The organism is Thermoleptolyngbya sichuanensis A183 (genome assembly GCF_013177315.1).
In the GTDB taxonomy this organism is placed as follows: Bacteria; Cyanobacteriota; Cyanobacteriia; order Elainellales; family Elainellaceae; genus Thermoleptolyngbya; species Thermoleptolyngbya sichuanensis.
Map to the genome: position 1 here is coordinate 1,925,961 of NZ_CP053661.1, position 19,738 is coordinate 1,945,698.

Below are 19,738 nucleotides of genomic sequence, written 5' to 3' on the forward strand. Positions count from 1 at the left end.
ATTCCACAGAGCAAGCAGCATTACTCTTTGTAAAAAACCCAGAAATATTTCGATAGATAGCCCAGCAAGAAACTTATAGGATGATGAAGTGAAGCGGCAGATCCTGCCGATATTCCCGCGATGCCGACAGTTCTGGAGAGCGTTTGTAGAGAGTTCAAAGACTTCAGTTATTCCTGATTTTAGACGGCTTCTAAACCACTCCCAACTGGGTCGGTGTTTGCAAGCCTTTGGGTAGTGCAGCCGCGTTAATCCCCTTGCCTTGCACTAGCACGCCAAAGTTGCCCAGCCGCAGCGGGTCAATTAGCGATTGCAGGCGATCGCGCTGTTGCAGTATTTCTGCCAGGTTCGCCTCGGTTCCCGGTTCAGGATGGGAGAGGGCTGCCAGGCGATCACCCAGCCCCAGAGCCATCAGAAACAAGCCCTGCGGGACAAATCCCAGCGTATCCAACCCGCAGCGATCGCCCTGTCGCTCCAGCGCTGTGAAATCGACGTGCGCCGTCAGGTCTTGTCGCCCAATGTGCAGGTAGGGATTGGAATGGTGTGCGTGTTGGTAATAGCACTGGAGCGTGCCTGTGGTGCGGGTGGGGCTGTAGTAGCGCTGCGCCGGATAGCCGTAGTCGATGGTGAGGACATAGCCGCGATGCAGCCGATCTGCCACCGTTTGCATCCAGTCCAGCGCCGCCAGGTTGACCTCGGTGCGATAGCCGTCGGGATAGCGCTCCGACAACAGATCCACTCCCACTAGCTCAAAATACTCCGCTAGTCTTAGCGTAGAGAGGTCGCCCAGCGTCTCGATAAAGCGCGGGGTCGCGTCTGCGGCTTCCTCTGGCGCAAGGGTAACGTAGATTTCCTGGAGTTGCCCTTGGGCGATCGCCACCTGATGCACCGGAAACGCATCCACCAGTTCGTTTGAGAAAAAGCAGCCCGTCACAGAATCGGGCGGCATCTCTTCCCATCTGCACCAGCGCACCTGGCCAGAGTCTGCCAAAGGCTTGAGCTGATGCTGCTGCTCTGCCCGCATCGCCGCCGAAATTTCCACAATCACATAATCCACGGCTTCAAAGCAGGCGTAATGCTCTCGATAGAGATAGCGCAGCACATCCACCGCCAAAATCCCTTGTCCTGCGCCCATTTCCACCAGCGTAAAGGGATGCGGAGCGCCTAGCAGATGCCACAGTTCGGCAAACTGTTCTGCCAGCAGTTCCCCAAACGCTGCGTCGAGATGGGGCGAGGTATAGAAATCTCCCGCTGCGCCGATCCGTGGGCTGGGTGTGGCGTAATAGCCATAGTCCGGGTCGTAGAGGGCGATCGCCATAAACTCAGCAAACGAGATACGCCGCTGCGGATCAGCGACAATGCGCTGGGAAAGGCGATCGCACAATGGCAGATTGCTATCGTCAAGATCAGACGAACCGGGACGCATAAAGAGAATTCCATAGCCCTGCTCAATCATTATTTCCTGAGTTGCCACGCCCGGAAACTCTTTATACCGACCCTGCCTTCAAGACATCCCCAAAAAAGTAACCAAACCCCACCGCACACAAGCAGCCTTCAGAAAACCCCATCACCCACCCTACCCAACTCTCCCCTCTTCGTTCTTCCCTCTTCCTTCCTCCCCCATAGATAGACCACCCCCCCACCATAAATACTCAAATATGTAGTTTTATTGCTGCTTTTTCTTAAGTTATGTTAATGTACAAGTACAACCTAAAGACAACCTAAAGAGGTCTTTGAGCTATGCAAACCCAAGAATCCAAGTTTGGCTTTACTCAGTTTGCGGAAACCTGGAACGGTCGTCTGGCAATGCTGGGCTTTGTGATTGGTCTGGCTACGGAACTGTTGACGGGTCAGGGCATCCTGTCCCAACTGGGTCTGATGTAGGTCAACCGAGCCAGAGTTTGCGAAAGCAACTTGGGTGGTTGGTCTGCTACGGTCTTTCACGTTTCATCCTTGATATCTCCTTCGCAGAGGTGCGGCTTCGGTCGCACCTTTTTTGTTGCGGCGATCGCTCCAAAATCTACAATCTAAAATCCAGCCAGGACTTACGCACTTGCGATAAGCTCTCTGGATTTTGGACAATTTCTCGCGGGCTGCGCCCGCGAGAAATTGTCCAACTGCGTAAGTCCTACTAGCATCAAAACACGCTTTGACCAAGCTGCTGCTCAGCCCTAACCCCTAACCTCCAACCCCTCATGTCTCTCTGGTTGGCTCTTGCAATTGGCAACTCGCGGCTTCATTGGGCCGCTTTCTCAGATAGCAGACTGCTACACAACTGGGATTCAGACTATTGGACAGCGGCGGCGATCGCCCAATTTGCTGCCGATCCTGCGTCTGCCGGGTTGTCAATTGCAAGCGAGGTTTCATTGCAAGCGCCTGTTCCATTGGCGATCGCCTCCGTTGTGCCCGCGCAGACAGACCTCTGGCAGCAGTATCCCGCCCAGCAGATCCTTACCTTGGCAGACGTGCCCCTAGCCAAGATGTATCCCACCCTCGGCATCGATCGCGCCCTAACCCTCTGGGGAGCAATCTGTTCCCTGGGCGCACCCGTGCTAGTAATCGATGCTGGAACAGCCCTCACCTTCACCGCTGCCGACCGAGCAAACACCCTACTGGGCGGCGCGATTCTGCCGGGTCTGCGGCTCCAGCAGCAAGCCCTCGCCCAGGACACGGCTGCTCTGCCGCTCGTCGCGCTCCAGCCAGATCTAAACCTGCTGCCACCGCGCTGGGCCACCGACACGCCCACCGCCATCCGCTCCGGCATTCTCTACACGCTGCTGGCTAGCCTCCAAGACTTTGCCTGCGATTGGCTGTTGCAGGAACCAGAAGGGGCGATCGCCCTCACAGGCGGCGACTCCGCCCTGCTCCACCAGGCGCTCTCTCAACAAAACCCAGCCCTCGCTGCCCGCATTCATCGTGACCCAGCACTCATCTTTCGCGGCATCCCCGCGCTGCGAAACTGGAGCTTAATTTGAACTTGGTACAGAGGGCGATCGCCTAGGAAAAGCAGCAGTCCGGGTCAGCAAATTGCGCCAAAGGGTTGACGTAAACTGAGTTGAGCAAACGTCTAACAAGAGCTTTCGGGTTTCCCAATCTTCCCGGCCCCTCTTCGACTGATATATGATCAGGACAGCATTTACAAAAATTCACAGTCCGTCGCCTCAAATAAAGCCAACACCCAACCCTACCGCCACAACACAACCGCAAGCCCACCCCGGAGCATTTCTTCGCTCTTCCCTCTTCGTTCTTCCCTCTTCGTTCTTCCCTCTTCCCCCTTCCCCACCATGCCCCTCACCCAAACCCACCCCGTCTCTACCCACACCTGGCAATGGCGCAGCTTCCCGATCCGCTATCAGCAAGCGGGCGAAACGGGTGTCCCGATGCTGCTGGTGCATGGCTTTGGCGCGTCCAGCGACCACTGGCGCAAAAATCTCCCGGTTCTGGCTGACACGAACCGGGTGTTTGCCATTGACCTGATTGGCTTTGGCTATTCTGCCAAGCCCGCGCCGGGGGAGGCCATTCAATACACGTTTGAAACCTGGGGACAGCAGTTGCTCGATTTTTGCCACGAGGTAATCGGCGAACCAGCGCTGCTGGTGGGCAATTCGATTGGCTGTGTGGCGGCGTTGCAGGCGGCTGTGCTGGAGCCAGAATGGGTGCGCGGCGTGGCCATGCTGGACTGTTCGCTGCGGATGCTGCATGACCGCAAGCGGGCGACCTTGCCTTGGTATCGGCGATTTGGCTCGGTGTGGCTCCAACAAGTGCTGGGCAATCGGGCGATTGGGCAGTTCTTCTTTTCGCAAATTGCCCAGCCTAAGACGGTTCGCAAGGTGCTGCTGCAAGCCTACGGCCGCAAGGATGCCGTGACCGATGAACTGGTGGATCTGCTACTCAAGCCCGCGTTTGAACCGGGGGCCGTGGATGTGTTTCTGGCTTTTATCCGCTATTCCCAGGGGCCCCTAGCGGAAGATCTGCTGCCCCAGGTGACCTGTCCGGTGCTGGTACTGTGGGGCACGGAAGACCCCTGGGAGCCGATCGCCCTCGGTCGAGAATTTGCCAACTATCCCTGCGTCCAGGATTTTATTCCCCTGGATGGGCTAGGGCATTGTCCCCAGGACGAAGCACCGGAGGTGGTAAACCCGATTTTGCAGCGGTGGGCAGCGGTTTTTTAGGAACCCGGTTTAAGGGAATGAACCGGGCTGAGTGATTCGTCGCTATAGCGGCACGATCTCGCTCAGAAACGCAGCGTGCTGGGCGATCGCCCCCGAAATTTGCCCAGTAATCTGGTGTGTAATCGGCAGGCTGTCTACCGCCATGCCCGCGCAGAGCAGCATCATATAAAAGATGGAGTACTTAAAGAGCGATCGCGCAGAGTCATAGTCCATCGGGTTTTTGAGCAGGGCCCAGGCTTTCTTCAGGAAAACCGCAGCCAGTCCCAGCGCCGCCACCAGATACACGGCCCCCATCACGCCGAGGGGAAACACCAGCAGCAGCGTCACCGGAATCATAATCAGCGTGTAGATCCAGATTTGCTTGGCGGTGGCAACCTGACCTTCCACCACGGGCAGCATCGGCACGCCTACTTTCTCGTAGTCCTTCTGAATCATCATCGCCAGCGCCCAGAAGTGGGGCGGTGTCCAGAAGAAGATGATGGCGAAGAACACCCAGGCGGCCCAGCTTAGCTCGCCCGTCACCGCCGCCCAGCCCACCAGCGGGGGAATTGCGCCCGCCGCACCACCGATAACGATATTTTGCGTGCTGTGGCGCTTGAGCCAGTGGGTATAGACCAGCACGTAGGTAACAATGCCGGACATAGCCAGACAGGCGCTCAGCAGGTTGGCAAACACCGTCAGCAGGGTGAAGGAGAGAAGCGCGAGGGCGATCGCAAAAATCAGGGCATCTCGCGGCTGGATGCGGCCCGACGGCAGTGGTCGATGGCGGGTGCGCTCCATATCGTAGTCAATATCGCGGTCGTAAAGACAGTTAATCGTATTGGCGGAGGCGGCGGCCAGGGCCCCGCTGAGCAGCGTCACCAGCGCCAGCACGGGGTCTACCTCACCGTGGGCCGCGATCCACATACTGCCTGCGGTGGTAATCAGCAGCAGAATGATGATGCGGGGCTTGGTGAGCTGCCAGTAGCTCTGAACGACTTGCCAAACATTTTGATGATGGCGGATGGAATCGGTGCAAACGGTATCTTGCATTAGCAGCATCCTAAAAAAAGCAGCGGGTCTAACCTGACCAAAGCGAATATCGCGGGGAGTATAAGTGCAGAAATTAAATTTGCGGAATTTGCGAAATCTGCGGACGAAATCTGCGGAAAAATGAGTTGCTTTGTCGCAAAGCCCCAGCGACGTTAGACGCTTTGAGGCAAGCCAGACCAAAATCGGAAATCCAAAATCTAAAGTCGAACGTCTGTCCTCCTTAAACGGGCACTGCGCCAGACGGCGGTGGTTCAGGGGAATCGGTCGAATCCTGAGCAGCAACGCTCTTGACCTCGGAGACGGGGCGATCGCGCCATCCCAGGGCTGTAAAGCAAACCAGCGTTCCCAGCAGACACGCGCCAATCATCTGGTGTGCCACCGTCAGCGGCTCGACCTGTAAGTGCAGGCGATAGGTAGCCACACCCAGCAGCACTTGCAGCCCCAAAAAGCCCAGCGCCAAGTTTGCCAGCCGCCGCAGGCTGGGATGCAGCGCCGGAGTGCGCCAGGCCAGCCCCACAAGAATCAACACCGACAGACTAGCCGGAACCACCCCCAGCAGGTGTGTATTCATCACGACACAAAGCTGCGACCCGCCCAGACATTGGTGCAGCGCCCAGCGCGACCCCACCAGCGCCCCCGAAAGGCTCTGAACATAAATCAGCAGCGCAGCGGCAAGGCTGAACCAGGGCAACTTGCCAACGGTTCCCGTCCCCTGGTGCGGCAAGAGCGCTACGCCCATCACCAACAGCGTCACGAAAAACGCCAGCGCCGTGCCCAAGTGCGCGGTCACAATGTCGAATCGCAACAGTTCAATAACTGTCAGCCCGCCCAGCACGCCCTGAAACACCACGAGCAACAGAGCAAAGGCTGATGCCCAGGGCAGCCAGCGGGGAATCGAGCGGCGATACCACAGGCTCATGCCCACCAGCAGCATCGTCAACAGTCCAATCAGCGAGGCATCCAGCCGATGAAACCATTCCAAAAACACTTGCAAATTCATCTGCTGGGTGGGGACTAGCGTGCCGTAGCAGAGGGGCCAGTCGGGACAGGCCAGCCCCGCATTCATGACGCGGGTGGCGCTGCCGATCGCCATGAGGATTAGCGTGGCGATCGCCAATTTCCATACCAGCCGCCGAATCCGCTGCACCGCCAGGGGATGACGGACAGTGGATTGCAGTCCCTCCAAGTCACTCAACGCTGCGGGTAAAGCTGCATCTGCCATGTTCATCCCTCCCAAAGATTCAAAAGCCCACCTGAAAAACACATCATCGTTAAGAGCATGTGCGAGTGTTCATCACGCTAGGGGGTACGCATAGGTACTACTTTAGAGACTGCTTTTAGGAATCGAGGGTAGCTTTAGGCATTTCTTTGGAATCCAGGTGACATCTGCCTTTCTCCCCGCTATTCTCTCCGATTTAAATGTTGTCCAAACTACACTTTCTGCCTCCCTCTATCTCCCCATCCCCCCATCCCCCATCACTCCCCCTCAAATTCGCTAGTCTGGAAACAGACGACAGCGTTGGGAGGATAACGCGAGATTCATGCTGGCAGAAAAGCTGGAACAGTTGCGATCGCTCTTTGCAGAAATGGATCGGGCGCTGATTGCCTACTCAGGCGGCATCGACAGTACGCTGGTGGCCAAGGTGGCGTGGGACGTGTTGGGCGATCGCGCGTTGGCCGTCACCGCCGAGTCGCCCTCGCTCTTGCCCGAAGATCTGGAAGACGCACGGGTGCAGGCAGCGGAAATCGGCATCGCCCATGAAGTGGTGCAAACCCACGAAATGGACAACCCCAACTACACCGCCAACCCAGTCAACCGCTGCTACTTTTGCAAGAGCGAACTGCACGACACGCTGAAGCCCCTCGCCCTAGAACGCGGCTATCCCTATGTCGTCGATGGCGTAAATGCCGACGACTTGCAGGACTATCGACCGGGCATTCAGGCGGCAAAAGAACGGGGAGCGCGATCGCCCCTGGCCGAAGTCGGCATCACCAAGCTAGAAGTCCGAGAACTCTCCCGAATGCTGGGACTGCCCTGGTGGGACAAGCCCGCCCAGCCCTGCCTCAGTTCCCGCTTTCCCTACGGCGAAGAAATCACCATCACCAAGCTCCAGCGAGTCGGCCGCGCCGAACGATACCTGCGAAGCCTGGGGCTGAAAACCCTGCGAGTTCGCTCCGAAGGTGACACCGCCCGCATCGAACTGCCCGCTGAAGACATCAAGACCTGCGTCGCAACGCTCGACCTGCCCACTCTGGTTGCAGAGTTCCAGCGCTACGGTTTTGTCTACGTGACGCTGGATCTGGAAGGCTTCCGCAGCGGAAAACTAAATCAGGTCTTGGGAGTTGGGGCATTGGGATAATCGCTCCCCACACTCCAACATCTTCTGTTGCAACTCTTAACACGCCCCCCGCATTTCCGTTACGTCGTCCTGATAGACTGAAAGACACGCGGCCCAATGCGTTGCGCGGTTTGCGTATCGTCATTATTAAAGCTCCGAGTTATCCAATCTGATAAGACCTGGCAATGGTAGATTCCCTCAAGAAACCTGGCTTTGAAGAAATGCGTCCGGGCGTGAAAGTCCCGGCAAAAGAGACCATTCTCACCCCCCGTTTCTATACCACCGACTTCGACGAGATGGCCAAGATGGACATCTCCGTGAACGAGGATGAACTGAGGGCAATCCTGGAAGAGTTCCGCACAGACTACAACCGTCATCACTTCGTACGGAGTGAAGAATTTAATCAGTCCTGGGATCACATCGACGGCGAGAGCCGCCAACTGTTTATCGAGTTTCTGGAGCGCTCCTGCACAGCAGAGTTCTCTGGCTTCCTGCTTTACAAGGAGTTGGGTCGTCGCCTGAAGGACAAGAACCCGGTGCTGGCAGAGTGCTTTACGCTAATGTCGCGGGATGAGGCACGACACGCAGGCTTTTTGAACAAGGCCCTGTCAGACTTTAATATGTCGCTTGACCTGGGCTTTTTGACCAAGAGCCGCAGCTACACCTTCTTCAAGCCCAAGTTCATTTTCTACGCCACCTACCTATCAGAGAAAATTGGCTACTGGCGGTACATCAAGATCTTCCGCCATTTGCAAGCCCACCCCGAAAATCGCATCTACCCGATCTTCAGCTTCTTTGAAAACTGGTGCCAAGACGAGAATCGCCACGGCGACTTCTTCGACGCAATCATGAAGGCGCAGCCCAGCATTTTGAATGACTGGAAGGCGCGGCTGTGGTGTCGGTTCTTCCTGCTTTCGGTGTTTGCGACGATGTATCTCAACGACTTGCAGCGGTCTGACTTTTACAAGGCGCTGGGCATCAATGCGCGGGACTACGACATCGACGTGATTCGCGAGACGAACGCCACGGCGGGGCGCGTGTTTCCGCTGGTGCTGAATGTGGATCATCCTGACTTCTTCCGGCTGATGGATGAAGCCGCCGCCAGCTACCTGAAGATTGTCAACGCGCCCGCATCGAACGAGCCGAAGCCGCTAAAGACCCTGAAGCGCCTGCCTCACATTCTGTCGATTGGCGTGAAGATGCTCCAGCTTTATCTAATGAAGCCGATTGACACGGCTCATCTAGAAGGCACGGTTCGCTAGAGTCTTGAGCCTCTGAACTTCTGGACTGATGATTTTGCGCTTTGCTTTAGCTTAGAGCTAGCCTATGAGTTAGCTTAGAGTTTCAGGCTGTGTCGCATTGCACGGCCCCCTAGAAAGCGGTTCTGCAATAGCAGGGCCGCTTTTTGGCGAATGTCCGAGATTTAATATCCGAGAGCCAATGTCCGAGATCTGGGGAATTGAAGACTGGCTATCGGGTCTATCCAAAATTCAAAACAGAGATTCTTCCAGAAGCCCCCGTTGCGCTGGATGTGACCTGGACTGCGACCTGTACAATATCTGAGAGACCTTTGAGTAGCGAACTTTTTGGGGCGGCGATCGCACTATGTTAATCAAGTCCACCACGCGGCACATTCGGATTTTCTCAGCAGAGGTTCAGGGCAACGAGCTAGTTCCCAGCGCTGACAAGCTGACGCTGGACGTTGACCCAGACAATGAGCTGAACTGGAACGACGAAGCCCTGCAAGCGGTTTATAAGAAATTTGAAGAACTGACCGCGCAGTATAACGGGGCAGATCTAACGGATTACAACGTGCGGCGGATTGGTTCAGACCTGGAGCATTTCGTGCGATCGCTCCTCTACGACGGCAAAGTCTCCTATAACCTGCAAAGCCGCGTGCGGAACTATAGCCTTGGGCTGCCCAGAGTTTCTGCCGATATCAACGTCTAGGCAAGGTCTAGGCACTGTCTGGGAATTTCTGATAGTTCCCACTCAATTTGGCGGGTTCAGCTTGAGTTCTGCTGGCAATTGGTTAGTAGTAATCGCCCTGAAATTGCAGCGGCATTCGTGGTAAGGCATCAGGACGGGCGTTATGCGGCGAAATGATGTGTTCGGCTGGGGTCTACGTTATCCTAGTAAAGCCGAATCCTGTTTTTCACTGGCTGCTGGTCGCACACTCCGCGAATGCTCTACTGCTCTAACTATTCCTGTCAGGCTCCCAATTCAGAGCGCAGCAAGTTTTGCCAGAAGTGTAGAACGCCGCTGACTAAGCGATACCTCTGGGCCATTGGCCCGGGGGCAGAGTCCTGTCGAACAGATGAGCTAGTGGCCAATCGCTACCTGGTCAAGGGCGGGCGAGTGCTGCTAGATACCAAGCCGGGGCTGCTGCCAGGAATTTCCACGGAGCAGATTCCCGATGACCTGCTGCCCTACCTGCGGCTGTCGCCCTACGCGCTGCATGTGCCCCAGGTGTATGACTGGGTGCGGCTGGAATCGGCAGGTGGCCCCGAAAAGCTGGCCTTGCTAGAGCGATCGCCCCTTTACCTGCCCAACACGCCGTCCGATGCAGACCCTCCTGCCAGCGACCCCCAGCTTTTCCCCTCGCTCACAGACCTCTGGCCCCGATCCTCTGCGCTGCGCCAGCTCAACTGGCTCTGGCAAATCGCGCACCTGTGGCAACCCTTCGCCACCGAACAAGTCGTCTCCTCTTTGCTGATGCCGGATCTGCTGCGCGTGGAGGGGCCACTGGTGCGCCTGATGGAGCTTCAACTGGACGCATCGGGCATTGAACCGACGCTGGCAGACCTGGGCAGCCTGTGGCAGCAGTGGTTGCCCTCTGCCCATGCAAAAGTGTCGCCCCATCTCGATGCGCTCTGCCAGGACATGATCCGGGGGCAACTTCATGCTTCAGAACAGGTGATTGAACGGCTAGACGAAGCGCTGTGGACGGTGGCGCAAGCGTCGTCCCGCCAGGTGTCGCTTGCCACCCGCACCGACCAAGGCCCCAGCCGCCAGCGCAATGAAGATGCGTGCTATCCCCCTAGCGGCACGGCCCAGACGCTTGCTTTGACCCCGACGGTCACCCCGCTGCTGATTGTGTGCGACGGCATTGGCGGGCATCAGGGGGGAGATGTCGCCTCCAATCTGGCGATCGCCGCTGTGCAGCAACACCTCCAGTCCAGCGACCTCAGCCGCCTCAGTCCCTTGGCTTTGATGCAGGAGCTAGAAGCCGCCGCCTGCGCTGCCAATGACCTGATTAGCCAGCGCAACGACGAAGAGCATCGCCAGGATCGACAGCGCATGGGCACTACGCTGGTCATGGCGCTGGTGCGCGAGCACGAGCTATACCTGGCCCATGTGGGGGACAGTCGCGCCTACTGGATTACCCCGTGGAACTGTCACCAGATTACGCAGGATGACGACGTGGCCTCGCGCGAAGTTCGCATGGGCTATAGCTTCTATCGAGAGGCGCTGCAACATGCCAGTTCTGGCTCTCTGGTGCAGGCGCTAGGCATGGGCAGTTCGTCTTTGCTCCATGCCAACGTGCAGCGGTTTGTGCTGGATGACGACAGTCTGTTTTTGCTGTGTTCTGACGGACTGAGCGACAATGATCGGGTGGAACAGTATTGGGATTTGGAACTGCTCCCGGTGCTAGGCGGACGTGCCAATTTGGAAATCGTCACCCAGCGACTCGTAGATCTGGCGAATTCCCAAAATGGTCATGACAATGTAACCGTTGGCATTGTTCATGTCCAGCTTCCCAGCCTGTCGCCCACTAAGCTTGCACCGACGCAACTTCCTGGCGTAGAAGTCGCCCCAGCCCCGACGGCGATCGCCTCCACTGCTGTCGTTTCTCCCGTCGGCTCTCCCTCCGCCCAAGCAGCGCAAGCCTCCAAACCACTCCCCAATCTCTCACCGCAGCCCAGCGAGCCCGCTTTGCCCAAAACGCAGGTCGTGTCGCCCGTTGCTGCCAAGCCAAGACCCCTGCCGCTGTTGCTGACCCTCCTGGCGCTGCTGGGGGCGGGGGCGCTGGGCTACTGGCTCATGCGCGATCGCCTGACCAGTTTGACGGGGTTTCCCCCTGCGCCCACCCTATCCCCCCCTGCCGAAGAAGACCCGGCGATCGCCCTTCAGCCCGGCGCGTTTCTGCTGATCGGACGAGCAGCCGAGGGCGCACCCGGTGACATATCCGGGCTAGTGCTGCTGCCTTCCCCCCCCACAGTCGAGGGCAGCCCCACGGCATCCCCCTCCCCTGCATCCCCTGCAACGGCAGGTCTGGCGATCGCCCCTGGTAGCGTGTTGATGGTGCTAGAGCGCCGGCCTCCCGATGCTCCTGCCTGGATCAAACTCAAGGTCTGTTCGACGGAGCAAGCCGTAGCCCCTACACCAGCGGCTTCGCCGACTTCCAGCCCCGCCGCCCCGCCCATCGCGCCCGACAATGGCTCCGCTTCGAGCGCCAACCCGACGCTCCCGGCATCGCCCATTGGATCGCCCATTCGCGAGTTGCCAGCCCCACCCGCAGCGGATACGTTCAATACTCCACTGCCTGAACGAAGCGCGATCGCCCCTCCCGGAGAAGAAGGCTGGGTGGCGCTGAGCGATCTCCGTCCGCTGATGATGCCCAACCCCACGCCGACCGATGCCCAGCGCGGCGTTTGCGTCTCTTCGTCTCCAACCCCCGATTTGCCTGCTCCACCCCCTAGTCCGCCGCCTGTTGTGCCGCCTGCTGAACCTACCACGCCCCCCAGCGATCCACCCGCCTCGCCTCCTGTCGGTTAACCTCCAAAGATCTGGTCTTCTGGGGACAAAGAGGAAAAACCCGGTGAATTACTCGATACACTGGATAAGCGTCAGCAGTGTCACGATCGGCCTTACGCGATTGACTTTGTAGGATGGCATTGCCTGGATGGGCGATCGCACGATTTAGGGCGCAGAAGCCTGGAAAAGGTTTGGGAATACTATATTCAGTGTGTTTGTTTGATTCTTGTTTGATTCAGTGTGTTTGTTTGAAGGTTGGGCTTGGATTCAAACTTCAACCCGTTGACCGCCCGTTTAGAGCTTTGCCTTCTGCAACACAACGTTGGGTGCATTTCGGTTTCAGTCATGGATTTTGTTGAATTAGCCATTTAAACTTTCGGTTTCATGCTTTCGTCTGATCACCCCTGCCTGCGGCTTGCGATTCGCCGCCTTACTGCTGCTGACGCAGACCACTATGCGATTTGGGTGCTACAAGCTCCATCGCAGGCAGGTTACGTGCATCACGACCGAGCCTGGCCAGCGGAGCTAACCGAGATCTGGCAAGCCTGGCAGTCCATGTTTTGTCTGCGAGATTTGCCCGCCGTTCCCCGGATTCCGGCGGTGGTGTTGCCGCCGCCCCAGCCCGACGACCCGACACCAGGCTACGCGGGTCGCCTGATGCAGCATTTGGGCGTGAGTCTCTGGCAGTGGTTGTTTGACGGTTCCATCCAAAATAGCCTGGCCCAGAGCCAGGGCATTGCTCAGGGACAGGGGCGATCGCTGCGGCTGCGGCTGGAGATTCGTGACCCTGAGCTAATGGCGCTGCCCTGGGAAATCATGCAGCCCCAGCCCGGACGACAGGCGATCGCCCTCAGCCAGCAGCTTTTGTTTAGCCGCACCACCAACGAAGTCGATCCGCTGCCGGCCTTGCGCGAGGAAAACTCGCTGCGGATCTTGCTAGTGCAGGGACAGGACGCTGAACCCGACCGCAGCCTTTCCACCAGCGACTTTCGCCTCCAGTTACAGCAAGAGGCCGACGCGCTGACGGCGCTGCTTCAGGATGTCACTCAGGGAGAAGCGTTTCATCGCTTTGTGCCGCCTGTGCCCTGCGAAGTGACAACGCTGGTGCAGCCGACTGCCGCCGAACTCACGTCTCACCTAGAAACCAAGCAGTACAACGTGCTGTTTTACTCTGGCCACGGGATGCCTGGCCCAGATGGCGGAATGCTCTTCTTGCGTCCCGATGCAACGATGAACGGGACGGAGCTGGCGCAAGTGCTAACCCGCTGCCGCATCAAGCTGGCCGTGTTCAACGCCTGCTGGGGCGCACAGCCCGAAATGCAGGGCGATCGCCCCATTCCCCGCAGCAGCCTGGCCGAAGTGCTGATTCATCACGGCGTACCTGCGGTGCTGGGGATGCGCGATCGCATTGCCGAACACGAAGCCCACAGCTTTATCCAGCGATTTGCCCGGGCCCTGGCCGAGCGATCGCCCATCGACGAGGCCGTGGCGATCGCCCGCCAGCATTTGCTCACGCTCTATCGCTTCAACCAGATCGCCTGGACCCTGCCCGTCCTTTACATGCATCCCGAATTTGACGGCGAATTGGTCAAACCGCTGACAGAAGGGGTTACGGAAATTCCCGAAAATCCCTCTAGCTGGGGCGAGGTGCCGTTTCCCTCTGCCTGCCTCCGCGCTGTCGAGCCACCCCACCAAACCTGGCCAATCTACGGCGGCATGGTGCGGGTTGGCTTTTTGGAAGGCAATGACCTGGTGATTAAATCTCCCGGCGTTTCTCGTCGCCACGCTGAGATTTTCTATCGCGGGTCGGTCGGGGCGGCTAGCGCAGAGCCGATTTACGTCCTGCGCGACTTTTCTCGCTTTGGCACGTTTCTGCTGGAACCACAGGGCCAGTGGCGAAAAGTGCATCAGGAAGAGGTCGCCCTCAAGCCCCACAGTCGCCTCCGATTTGGCACATTTCAGCTAGAGTTTGTGCCCAATGACCTCACCCCGCCTCTGTGACGCTTGGCTCCTGGCTGCGCTTTGGCCAGAGCAGGTACGGCTTTCTGGGTTTATTGTGTTTATATTTGTCTGGATAATACTCTTTCAAAATTTCCACTTTAGCCCGCTGCCAAAATTTTCAAATTCCTTATCAGCCAATTACGGAACTGACCCATCCGAGTCTGTAGCTAGTCCTATCGAACCCATTCGATACCCACTTAATACAAGTCACCATAGACAACACTTGTCCGGCGCATTCAGGAGCAAGAACCATGGCAAGCGATTCAACCCGTCCCTGCTTTTCTGCCTTTCGATCTCAGGCTGAGCTAGAACTCCTCCAGGTCGTATTAGATGATGCGGATGCATCCTACCCCTGGAATCCGGCAGACCCTGCCGCATCTAGCTATTTTGAACAGCTTGAGCAGGAAGTGGCAGCGGGTTGGCCGACTGACATGCTCGATTCCTATGCCCAGTCCCTTTCCATGCAATTTGACCAACTGTGGGCCACGGTGGATGCGGCTCAAAATGCGGCTCAACCTGTGCTGACGACCGCCTCTTTCAGCGGACTGTTTCAGCGGTTTGCCGACCGGATGCCGCAAGGACTGCTGGAACGGCTGGTGCAGCAGGCGCAGATGGCGATCGCCTCTTCCAACTCTCTGGCCGATCAACTGGTTGCCAGCGTCCGCGACGTGCTGCCCGAGTGGGGCGATGATGATCTGTACGTGCTGGCGCGTCCTTTTGCCTATGCCATGCGCGACAAGGGCGAAAACGACCTGCTAGAGGGAGCGCTGCGCTCGGTGCGCTCCGAAGCCTGGGAAGACCTCTCCAGCATTGAGCAAGCCCGCCTCAGTCTGGCGATCGCCCGCCATATTATCGACCAATCCAAGGTTTGACCCATTCAAGGCTTGAGCCATCTAAGGCGCGATTCATCCAGTGCGGCGGGTAGGACGGAGTAGCAGAGCGACAGGGTAGCCCGCTCCAGCGCCCCAATACGCCAACCCCTCCTACCCCCGCCGCCTCAGTTGCGTAGCAAAGTTCTCACGGCGCGTGGGCGAGAGTTTGCGGGCTTTAAGAATGGCTGCCATCAGAAACGCATAGGACACGCTGCCGACGATGGCCAGCGCCGACAGGTTCAAAATGCCGCAGACGTTCCATAGCGCGTGCAGCACAGAGGCCGTCAGATAGCCCGTTCCCAGAGTCCGCCAGCGGTGGTCCGGCTTCAACATGCTGAGGCCGATGAAATAGCCCAAATAACCGCTATAGGCGATGTGTCCGGCGATTGACCCCAGCACGCGGGCAATCAAAATTTGCAGCCCCGACACTTCTCCCAGCCCGATGCCTCCCTGCATGTTCACGTTCTGAATCACGCTGGGCACGTATTGTCCGAGCGTTTCCAGCAGCGTGAAGCCAACGGCCGAAGCAGTGCCCAGCAAGATACCATCCAGCGGTTCCCAGACCCCCAACCGCTCTCGCCAGGGCGATCGCAGCGCCAGACCCACCGCGCAGGCCACCAGCACCGGAATCGCCTTCAGCAGTTCCTCCATCAGCCCTGCCCCGATGAACATCTGCCCCAGCAAAACCAGCAAATTGCCAGAAAACCGGGCGGGAATGTCTCCGGGCAACAGGTCTTGGAACACATAGATAAACAGGTTCAGCACCGGGCTGAGCAGCAGCACCACCATCATCAGCGCCGCCCCCAACAGCCACCATAAGGGTTTGGGCTTGCCGCAAAGCTGGTAGACCACGTAATAGGCGGCGATCGCCAGATAGGTCGCCAGTGTGACATTAAACACGGGCGGATTGCCTACTGCAATAAACAGCAGCACCACAAAGCTGACGGTGATGATTCCTGGCACCAAGTAAGCCCGCTGGAGCAGATCGGTTCCCGTGGACAGAATGGGAAACAACTGACTGACGGTGATGCCTTCATCAGCAAACCCTGCATCTTCCGGCGGGTCTGGCACATCGGCCTCTGCCTGCAAGTCGCTCGACACGGTGGGAATCAGGCGGGCATCGGGGATCGAAGCATCATCTGCCGACTGAACCGGGCGCAGCTCAAACACAAACTGCGGCCCGCGCTGGCCTAAGGAGAGGCGATCGCCCGCCCGCAACCGCTCTGCCTGATGCAGGAGTCGCCCATTCAGGTAAGTCCCGTTCGTGCTTTCCAGGTCGCGGAGTTGCCAGCCTACTCGGTCAGGCGTGGCTTCGATACAGGCATGAAACCGGGAAACCCCGCTGTAGGCCGCCGAATCCACCACAATTTGGCAGTCTGGATCGCGCCCCAGCCGCACCTCTCGCGTCAGCGGCAGGGGGTATGCCACATCTGCCTGAGCTGCGTCCGTCGGGGCACATAGCCGCAGATAGGCGACCTGGGGCACAAAGTCCGTCACTGGTTTGCTCGGGCATCGCGGACGGCCGCCAAAAACAGCAGCACCGTTAGAGGAATGCTAAGCGCCAGAATAATGCCCGTGGGCGCTGTCCCCAGTTGGGGGGTTTTGGAGGTCAGCTCGAAGATGGAACCAATGGCGGCGATCGCCGCAATACAGGAGCCTGCAAGAAACAGGCCGCTTTTGGGAGTCATCATAGGGCGGAGGGATGGGCGGACGGTAGCAGCAGTCAATCGAGACGGGACTCAGGCAACGGGCTTCACAGCCTGCACCGAAAAGCCATTCTTGCTTAGCTCTTGGTTCAGCGCCAGGGCGTTGTCCACACGGTCTACAAACATCACGCCGTTCAGGTGATCCATTTCATGCAAAATGACCCGCGCCAGCAGATCATTTGCCACCAGCTTTTGCGGGCGGCCCATCTCGTCTTTGTAGGACACCTCAACCTCTTCTGGGCGAGTCACGTCCAGAAATACGCCCGGAATGCTCAGACAGCCCTCCTGAATCACGCAGGTTTTGCTGCTCTGGCGCGTGATGCTGGGGTTGATCAGCACCAGCGGCGGGGTCTTGGGTTCATCCAGATGAATGTCAATCACGATGAGCTGCTTGTGAACCCCGACCTGGGGAGCCGCCAGCCCAATGCCGTCTTCGCTATACATGGTTTGCAGCATTTGCCGCGCCAGTTGGCGCACCTCGTCGTCCACTTTGGTAATGCGCTTGGCAGGCTGCCTCAGCACGCGATCGCCCAGGTAGTGTAGCTCCAGCGGCGGCTTCGACAGCTTTTTCTTTTCGACAAAAATAGACGAGGTGGTTTGAGAAGGCATGGCAGAGAATGACGAGGCAGCATCGACATAAGTTTATCTTTCTCTATATTAGACCCCCCGTGCGAGTCGTTGAACGGCGCGGATAACGAGCATTGTTTCATGAGCATTGTTTCATGAGCATTGTTTACAGATGCAAGCTGAATCGGCCAATCAAACCACCGCGCATCCGCATAGTCCGGCATAATCCGGCAGGATTCAGCATGATTCGGCAAAATCTGGTAAAGCCATTTGCAATCCCTGTTCGCAATCCCTATTTGTCATCACGACATTCGTTGTTCCCACGCTCGTCTATCCGACTGGGTGAACCTCCCTGGGGGATTTTCCCCAAACGCATTGTTTTGTATCTAAGAACACAGTATTATTTTCCTCAGTGAAACTAGTTGGCTAGCACCTGTGGGGCGATCGCCTCTTCCCTAAGGGTTATTTGCCAACGGGTTAGTTTTTGCTTTGGTTGGGTTCTTTGCCCACCGCGCGGGCAACCTGCGCCAGTCCAGACGCAATGCTGCCCCTTCACCCACGCTGCATCTTGGTTTCGTGATCCGTTTTTGATTTCCGAAGGACTGCTGTTTCATGAACATTAAATGGACTGCGCCCAGCGCTGAATCCCTCGCATCGCTCCAACCCCGCATCTGGCAAGACTGCGATCGCACCACCCAAAAGATGCTGTGGCATGTCTATGACCCGATTTCTGGCGAAGCAAGTTCCCTAGAGTCTCAAGCTGACGTTGAAGAATGGCTGGCCCATCGCGCCTACTCATAGCGGAATGCAGAGGTCAGGTTTTGGGACGTAGCGCGTCTTGCGTGAGTGTTTCGCGTGAGCGTCTGGCATGAGCGTCTGGCATGTAGTCCTATCCTCTGATCTCTGCTGCCCTCGCCGCTAGATGCCCGCTATCCGGTTGTTATAAAGGCTCATGGCTTTTTCGGTGCTTTGCTGAAGGCTGAGGGCGATCGCCGCTTCGCACAACCGCAGCACTTCGGTCAAAATTTCTGTTTCCGCCTTGGAAAACTGCCCTAACACATGAGAAACCGTGTCTTTGTCTTCCGGGGCGACGGTTTTGGGCTTGCCGATACCGATGCGGAGGCGCGGAAAATTTTGCGTACCCAGGTGCGAAATGATGGACTTCATGCCGTTGTGTCCGCCTGGGGAACCCGATAGCCGCAACCGCAGCCGACCCAGCGGCAAATCCATATCGTCGTAAACCACCAGCACGGACTCCGGCGAGAGCTTGTACCAATCCACCACCGCACGAATCGACTGACCCGATAGGTTCATGTAGGTCTGGGGCTTGAGCAGTCGAATTTTGTCACGGTGCGGGCCAGTGCCTTCCCCAAAAATGCCCTGAAATTTTTTGTGGTCTGCCAGGTTGATCTGCCAGGAGCGGGCTAGCTCGTCCACTAGCATAAATCCGACATTGTGCCGGGTGCGGTCATACTTAGCGCCCGGATTGCCCAGACCCACAATGAGCTGAGGCGTAGGGGCGATCGCCACATCACGAGACTCGCCCATCGTCTAGCTGGGTTGGGAAGGGCTGGCGGCATCTTCTTCGACGGGCGCGATCACTTCAGCATCCGTCGGCTCAGCCTTCTCAGTTGCCGAGAGAACCTTTTGCGCGGGCGGCTCTAGCTTGGCTTCCATCGGTTGGCTGATGGTTTTCTCGATTTGCTCTGCTTCCTTCTTAAACTCTTCCTGAAACTCGCGAGACGCATCCTGGAAGCCCTTGATCGCCTTGCCCAAGCTGCGCCCAATCTCTGGCAGTTTTTTCGGGCCAAAGATCAGCAGCGCCAGAATCATAATCACCGCCATTTCTGGCAGACCAATCCCAAAGATGTTCACAGCCGTTTCTCCTGTCGGTCAGCGCTGGATGCCTTAGATAGCCTGTAGACAGCCTGTAGATAGCCACGTTGCGCCTTTGCTTGGCAGCAATCAGACGGCTTCAAACATTTGACTTTCGTCTGACTTTAGAGACTGCCGCAGTATCCACAGATCCTACAAATACTTCCTACAGATACTAAGGATATATGTTCACGCCTTTTAAGAATAGCGCTTCCAGAAAGTGCTGCCTTCTTCCCACAGGCATTCTGGAATGATTAGGCGCGAACCACAATTCACCGACTCTTTGCAAAACCCGTAAATTTTTTAAGGAAATGATTTTCAGGAAGCCTTATATAAAGGAACTACAAAGCTCTGGTTAAGTTTATGGCGGTTTTGGGGGTCGCTGATAGAATCGAGGGGTCTTTTTATGGTTTGCCTTG

18 protein-coding genes are annotated in these 19,738 nt (G+C 57.3%); 10 read left to right on the forward strand and 8 right to left on the reverse strand.

Annotated elements, in window-relative coordinates:
- Nucleotides 1-190: 190 nt before the first annotated feature.
- Nucleotides 191-1,471, reverse strand: coding sequence for a class I SAM-dependent methyltransferase (locus HPC62_RS08120; protein WP_228721725.1), 1,281 nt, complete (start codon nt 1,469-1,471; stop codon nt 191-193).
- A gap of 266 nt (nt 1,472-1,737) precedes the next feature.
- Between HPC62_RS08120 and HPC62_RS08125 the strand changes: the two genes are divergently transcribed.
- The 3 genes from HPC62_RS08125 to HPC62_RS08135 all read left to right on the forward strand — a co-directional run bounded on the left by HPC62_RS08125 (nt 1,738) and on the right by HPC62_RS08135 (nt 4,169).
- Nucleotides 1,738-1,881 (forward strand): chlorophyll a/b-binding protein, encoded by a 144-nt coding sequence (locus HPC62_RS08125; protein WP_068507618.1) that lies wholly within the window; start codon nt 1,738-1,740, stop codon nt 1,879-1,881.
- A gap of 311 nt (nt 1,882-2,192) precedes the next feature.
- A complete protein-coding gene (locus HPC62_RS08130; protein WP_172354705.1) occupies nt 2,193-2,972 on the forward strand; it encodes a pantothenate kinase in 780 nt (259 codons plus the stop codon).
- Nucleotides 2,973-3,281: 309 nt separating this feature from the next.
- The gene (locus HPC62_RS08135) at nt 3,282-4,169 is read left to right on the forward strand and encodes an alpha/beta fold hydrolase (protein ID WP_172354707.1); all 888 of its coding nucleotides are present in this window, start codon (nt 3,282-3,284) and stop codon (nt 4,167-4,169) included.
- Between the two features lie 42 nt (nt 4,170-4,211).
- Here HPC62_RS08135 and HPC62_RS08140 read toward each other — a convergent pair whose 3' ends face one another.
- Nucleotides 4,212-5,201 (reverse strand): heme o synthase, encoded by a 990-nt coding sequence (locus HPC62_RS08140; protein ID WP_172354709.1) that lies wholly within the window; start codon nt 5,199-5,201, stop codon nt 4,212-4,214.
- Between the two features lie 220 nt (nt 5,202-5,421).
- On the reverse strand, nt 5,422-6,429 hold the full coding sequence (locus tag HPC62_RS08145) for a COX15/CtaA family protein (RefSeq protein ID WP_172354711.1): 1,008 nt from the start codon (nt 6,427-6,429) through the stop codon (nt 5,422-5,424).
- A gap of 313 nt (nt 6,430-6,742) precedes the next feature.
- Here HPC62_RS08145 and larE point away from each other — a divergent pair, with 313 nt between their 5' ends.
- The 6 genes from larE (at nt 6,743) to HPC62_RS08175 (ending at nt 15,171) form a co-directional block, all read left to right on the forward strand.
- On the forward strand, nt 6,743-7,561 hold the full coding sequence (gene larE, locus HPC62_RS08150) for an ATP-dependent sacrificial sulfur transferase LarE (RefSeq protein WP_172354713.1): 819 nt from the start codon (nt 6,743-6,745) through the stop codon (nt 7,559-7,561).
- Between the two features lie 164 nt (nt 7,562-7,725).
- Nucleotides 7,726-8,802, forward strand: coding sequence for a magnesium-protoporphyrin IX monomethyl ester (oxidative) cyclase (acsF, locus tag HPC62_RS08155; protein WP_172354715.1), 1,077 nt, complete (start codon nt 7,726-7,728; stop codon nt 8,800-8,802).
- Between the two features lie 343 nt (nt 8,803-9,145).
- Complete coding sequence (gene ndhM / locus HPC62_RS08160; RefSeq protein ID WP_172354717.1) at nt 9,146-9,490, forward strand: NAD(P)H-quinone oxidoreductase subunit M; 345 nt, start codon at nt 9,146-9,148, stop codon at nt 9,488-9,490.
- Between the two features lie 234 nt (nt 9,491-9,724).
- Nucleotides 9,725-12,319: a protein phosphatase 2C domain-containing protein gene (locus HPC62_RS08165; protein WP_172354719.1), complete on the forward strand. Its 2,595-nt coding sequence runs from the start codon at nt 9,725-9,727 to the stop codon at nt 12,317-12,319.
- A 363-nt stretch (nt 12,320-12,682) separates the two neighbouring features.
- On the forward strand, nt 12,683-14,299 hold the full coding sequence (locus tag HPC62_RS08170; RefSeq protein WP_172354721.1) for a CHAT domain-containing protein: 1,617 nt from the start codon (nt 12,683-12,685) through the stop codon (nt 14,297-14,299).
- A gap of 251 nt (nt 14,300-14,550) precedes the next feature.
- Entirely contained in the window at nt 14,551-15,171 is a 621-nt protein-coding gene (locus HPC62_RS08175; protein ID WP_172354723.1) for a hypothetical protein, read from the forward strand.
- Nucleotides 15,172-15,282: 111 nt separating this feature from the next.
- On the opposite strand, the gene HPC62_RS08180 is transcribed toward HPC62_RS08175, so the two are convergent.
- From HPC62_RS08180 to def, 3 genes are read right to left on the reverse strand one after another with little or no spacing between them, the layout of a single operon-like run.
- Nucleotides 15,283-16,668 (reverse strand): PrsW family glutamic-type intramembrane protease, encoded by a 1,386-nt coding sequence (locus HPC62_RS08180; protein ID WP_172354725.1) that lies wholly within the window; start codon nt 16,666-16,668, stop codon nt 15,283-15,285.
- Nucleotides 16,665-16,859: a hypothetical protein gene (locus HPC62_RS08185; RefSeq protein WP_172358839.1), complete on the reverse strand. Its 195-nt coding sequence runs from the start codon at nt 16,857-16,859 to the stop codon at nt 16,665-16,667. The genes HPC62_RS08180 and HPC62_RS08185 overlap by 4 nt, the downstream gene beginning before the upstream one ends.
- A gap of 51 nt (nt 16,860-16,910) precedes the next feature.
- Entirely contained in the window at nt 16,911-17,486 is a 576-nt protein-coding gene (gene def / locus HPC62_RS08190) for a peptide deformylase (protein ID WP_172354727.1), read from the reverse strand.
- Nucleotides 17,487-18,056: 570 nt separating this feature from the next.
- Here def and HPC62_RS08195 point away from each other — a divergent pair.
- Nucleotides 18,057-18,245: a hypothetical protein gene (locus tag HPC62_RS08195; protein ID WP_172354729.1), complete on the forward strand. Its 189-nt coding sequence runs from the start codon at nt 18,057-18,059 to the stop codon at nt 18,243-18,245.
- 117 nt (nt 18,246-18,362) lie between these two features.
- Here HPC62_RS08195 and pth read toward each other — a convergent pair whose 3' ends face one another.
- Together pth and HPC62_RS08205 are read right to left on the reverse strand one after the other, a co-directional pair.
- Nucleotides 18,363-18,992: an aminoacyl-tRNA hydrolase gene (pth, locus tag HPC62_RS08200; protein ID WP_172354731.1), complete on the reverse strand. Its 630-nt coding sequence runs from the start codon at nt 18,990-18,992 to the stop codon at nt 18,363-18,365.
- 3 nt (nt 18,993-18,995) lie between these two features.
- Nucleotides 18,996-19,319 carry a TatA/E family twin arginine-targeting protein translocase gene (locus tag HPC62_RS08205; RefSeq protein WP_172354734.1) on the reverse strand — a complete coding sequence of 108 codons (324 nt, stop codon included), beginning with the start codon at nt 19,317-19,319 and terminating at the stop codon, nt 18,996-18,998.
- Nucleotides 19,320-19,738: the final 419 nt, after the last annotated feature.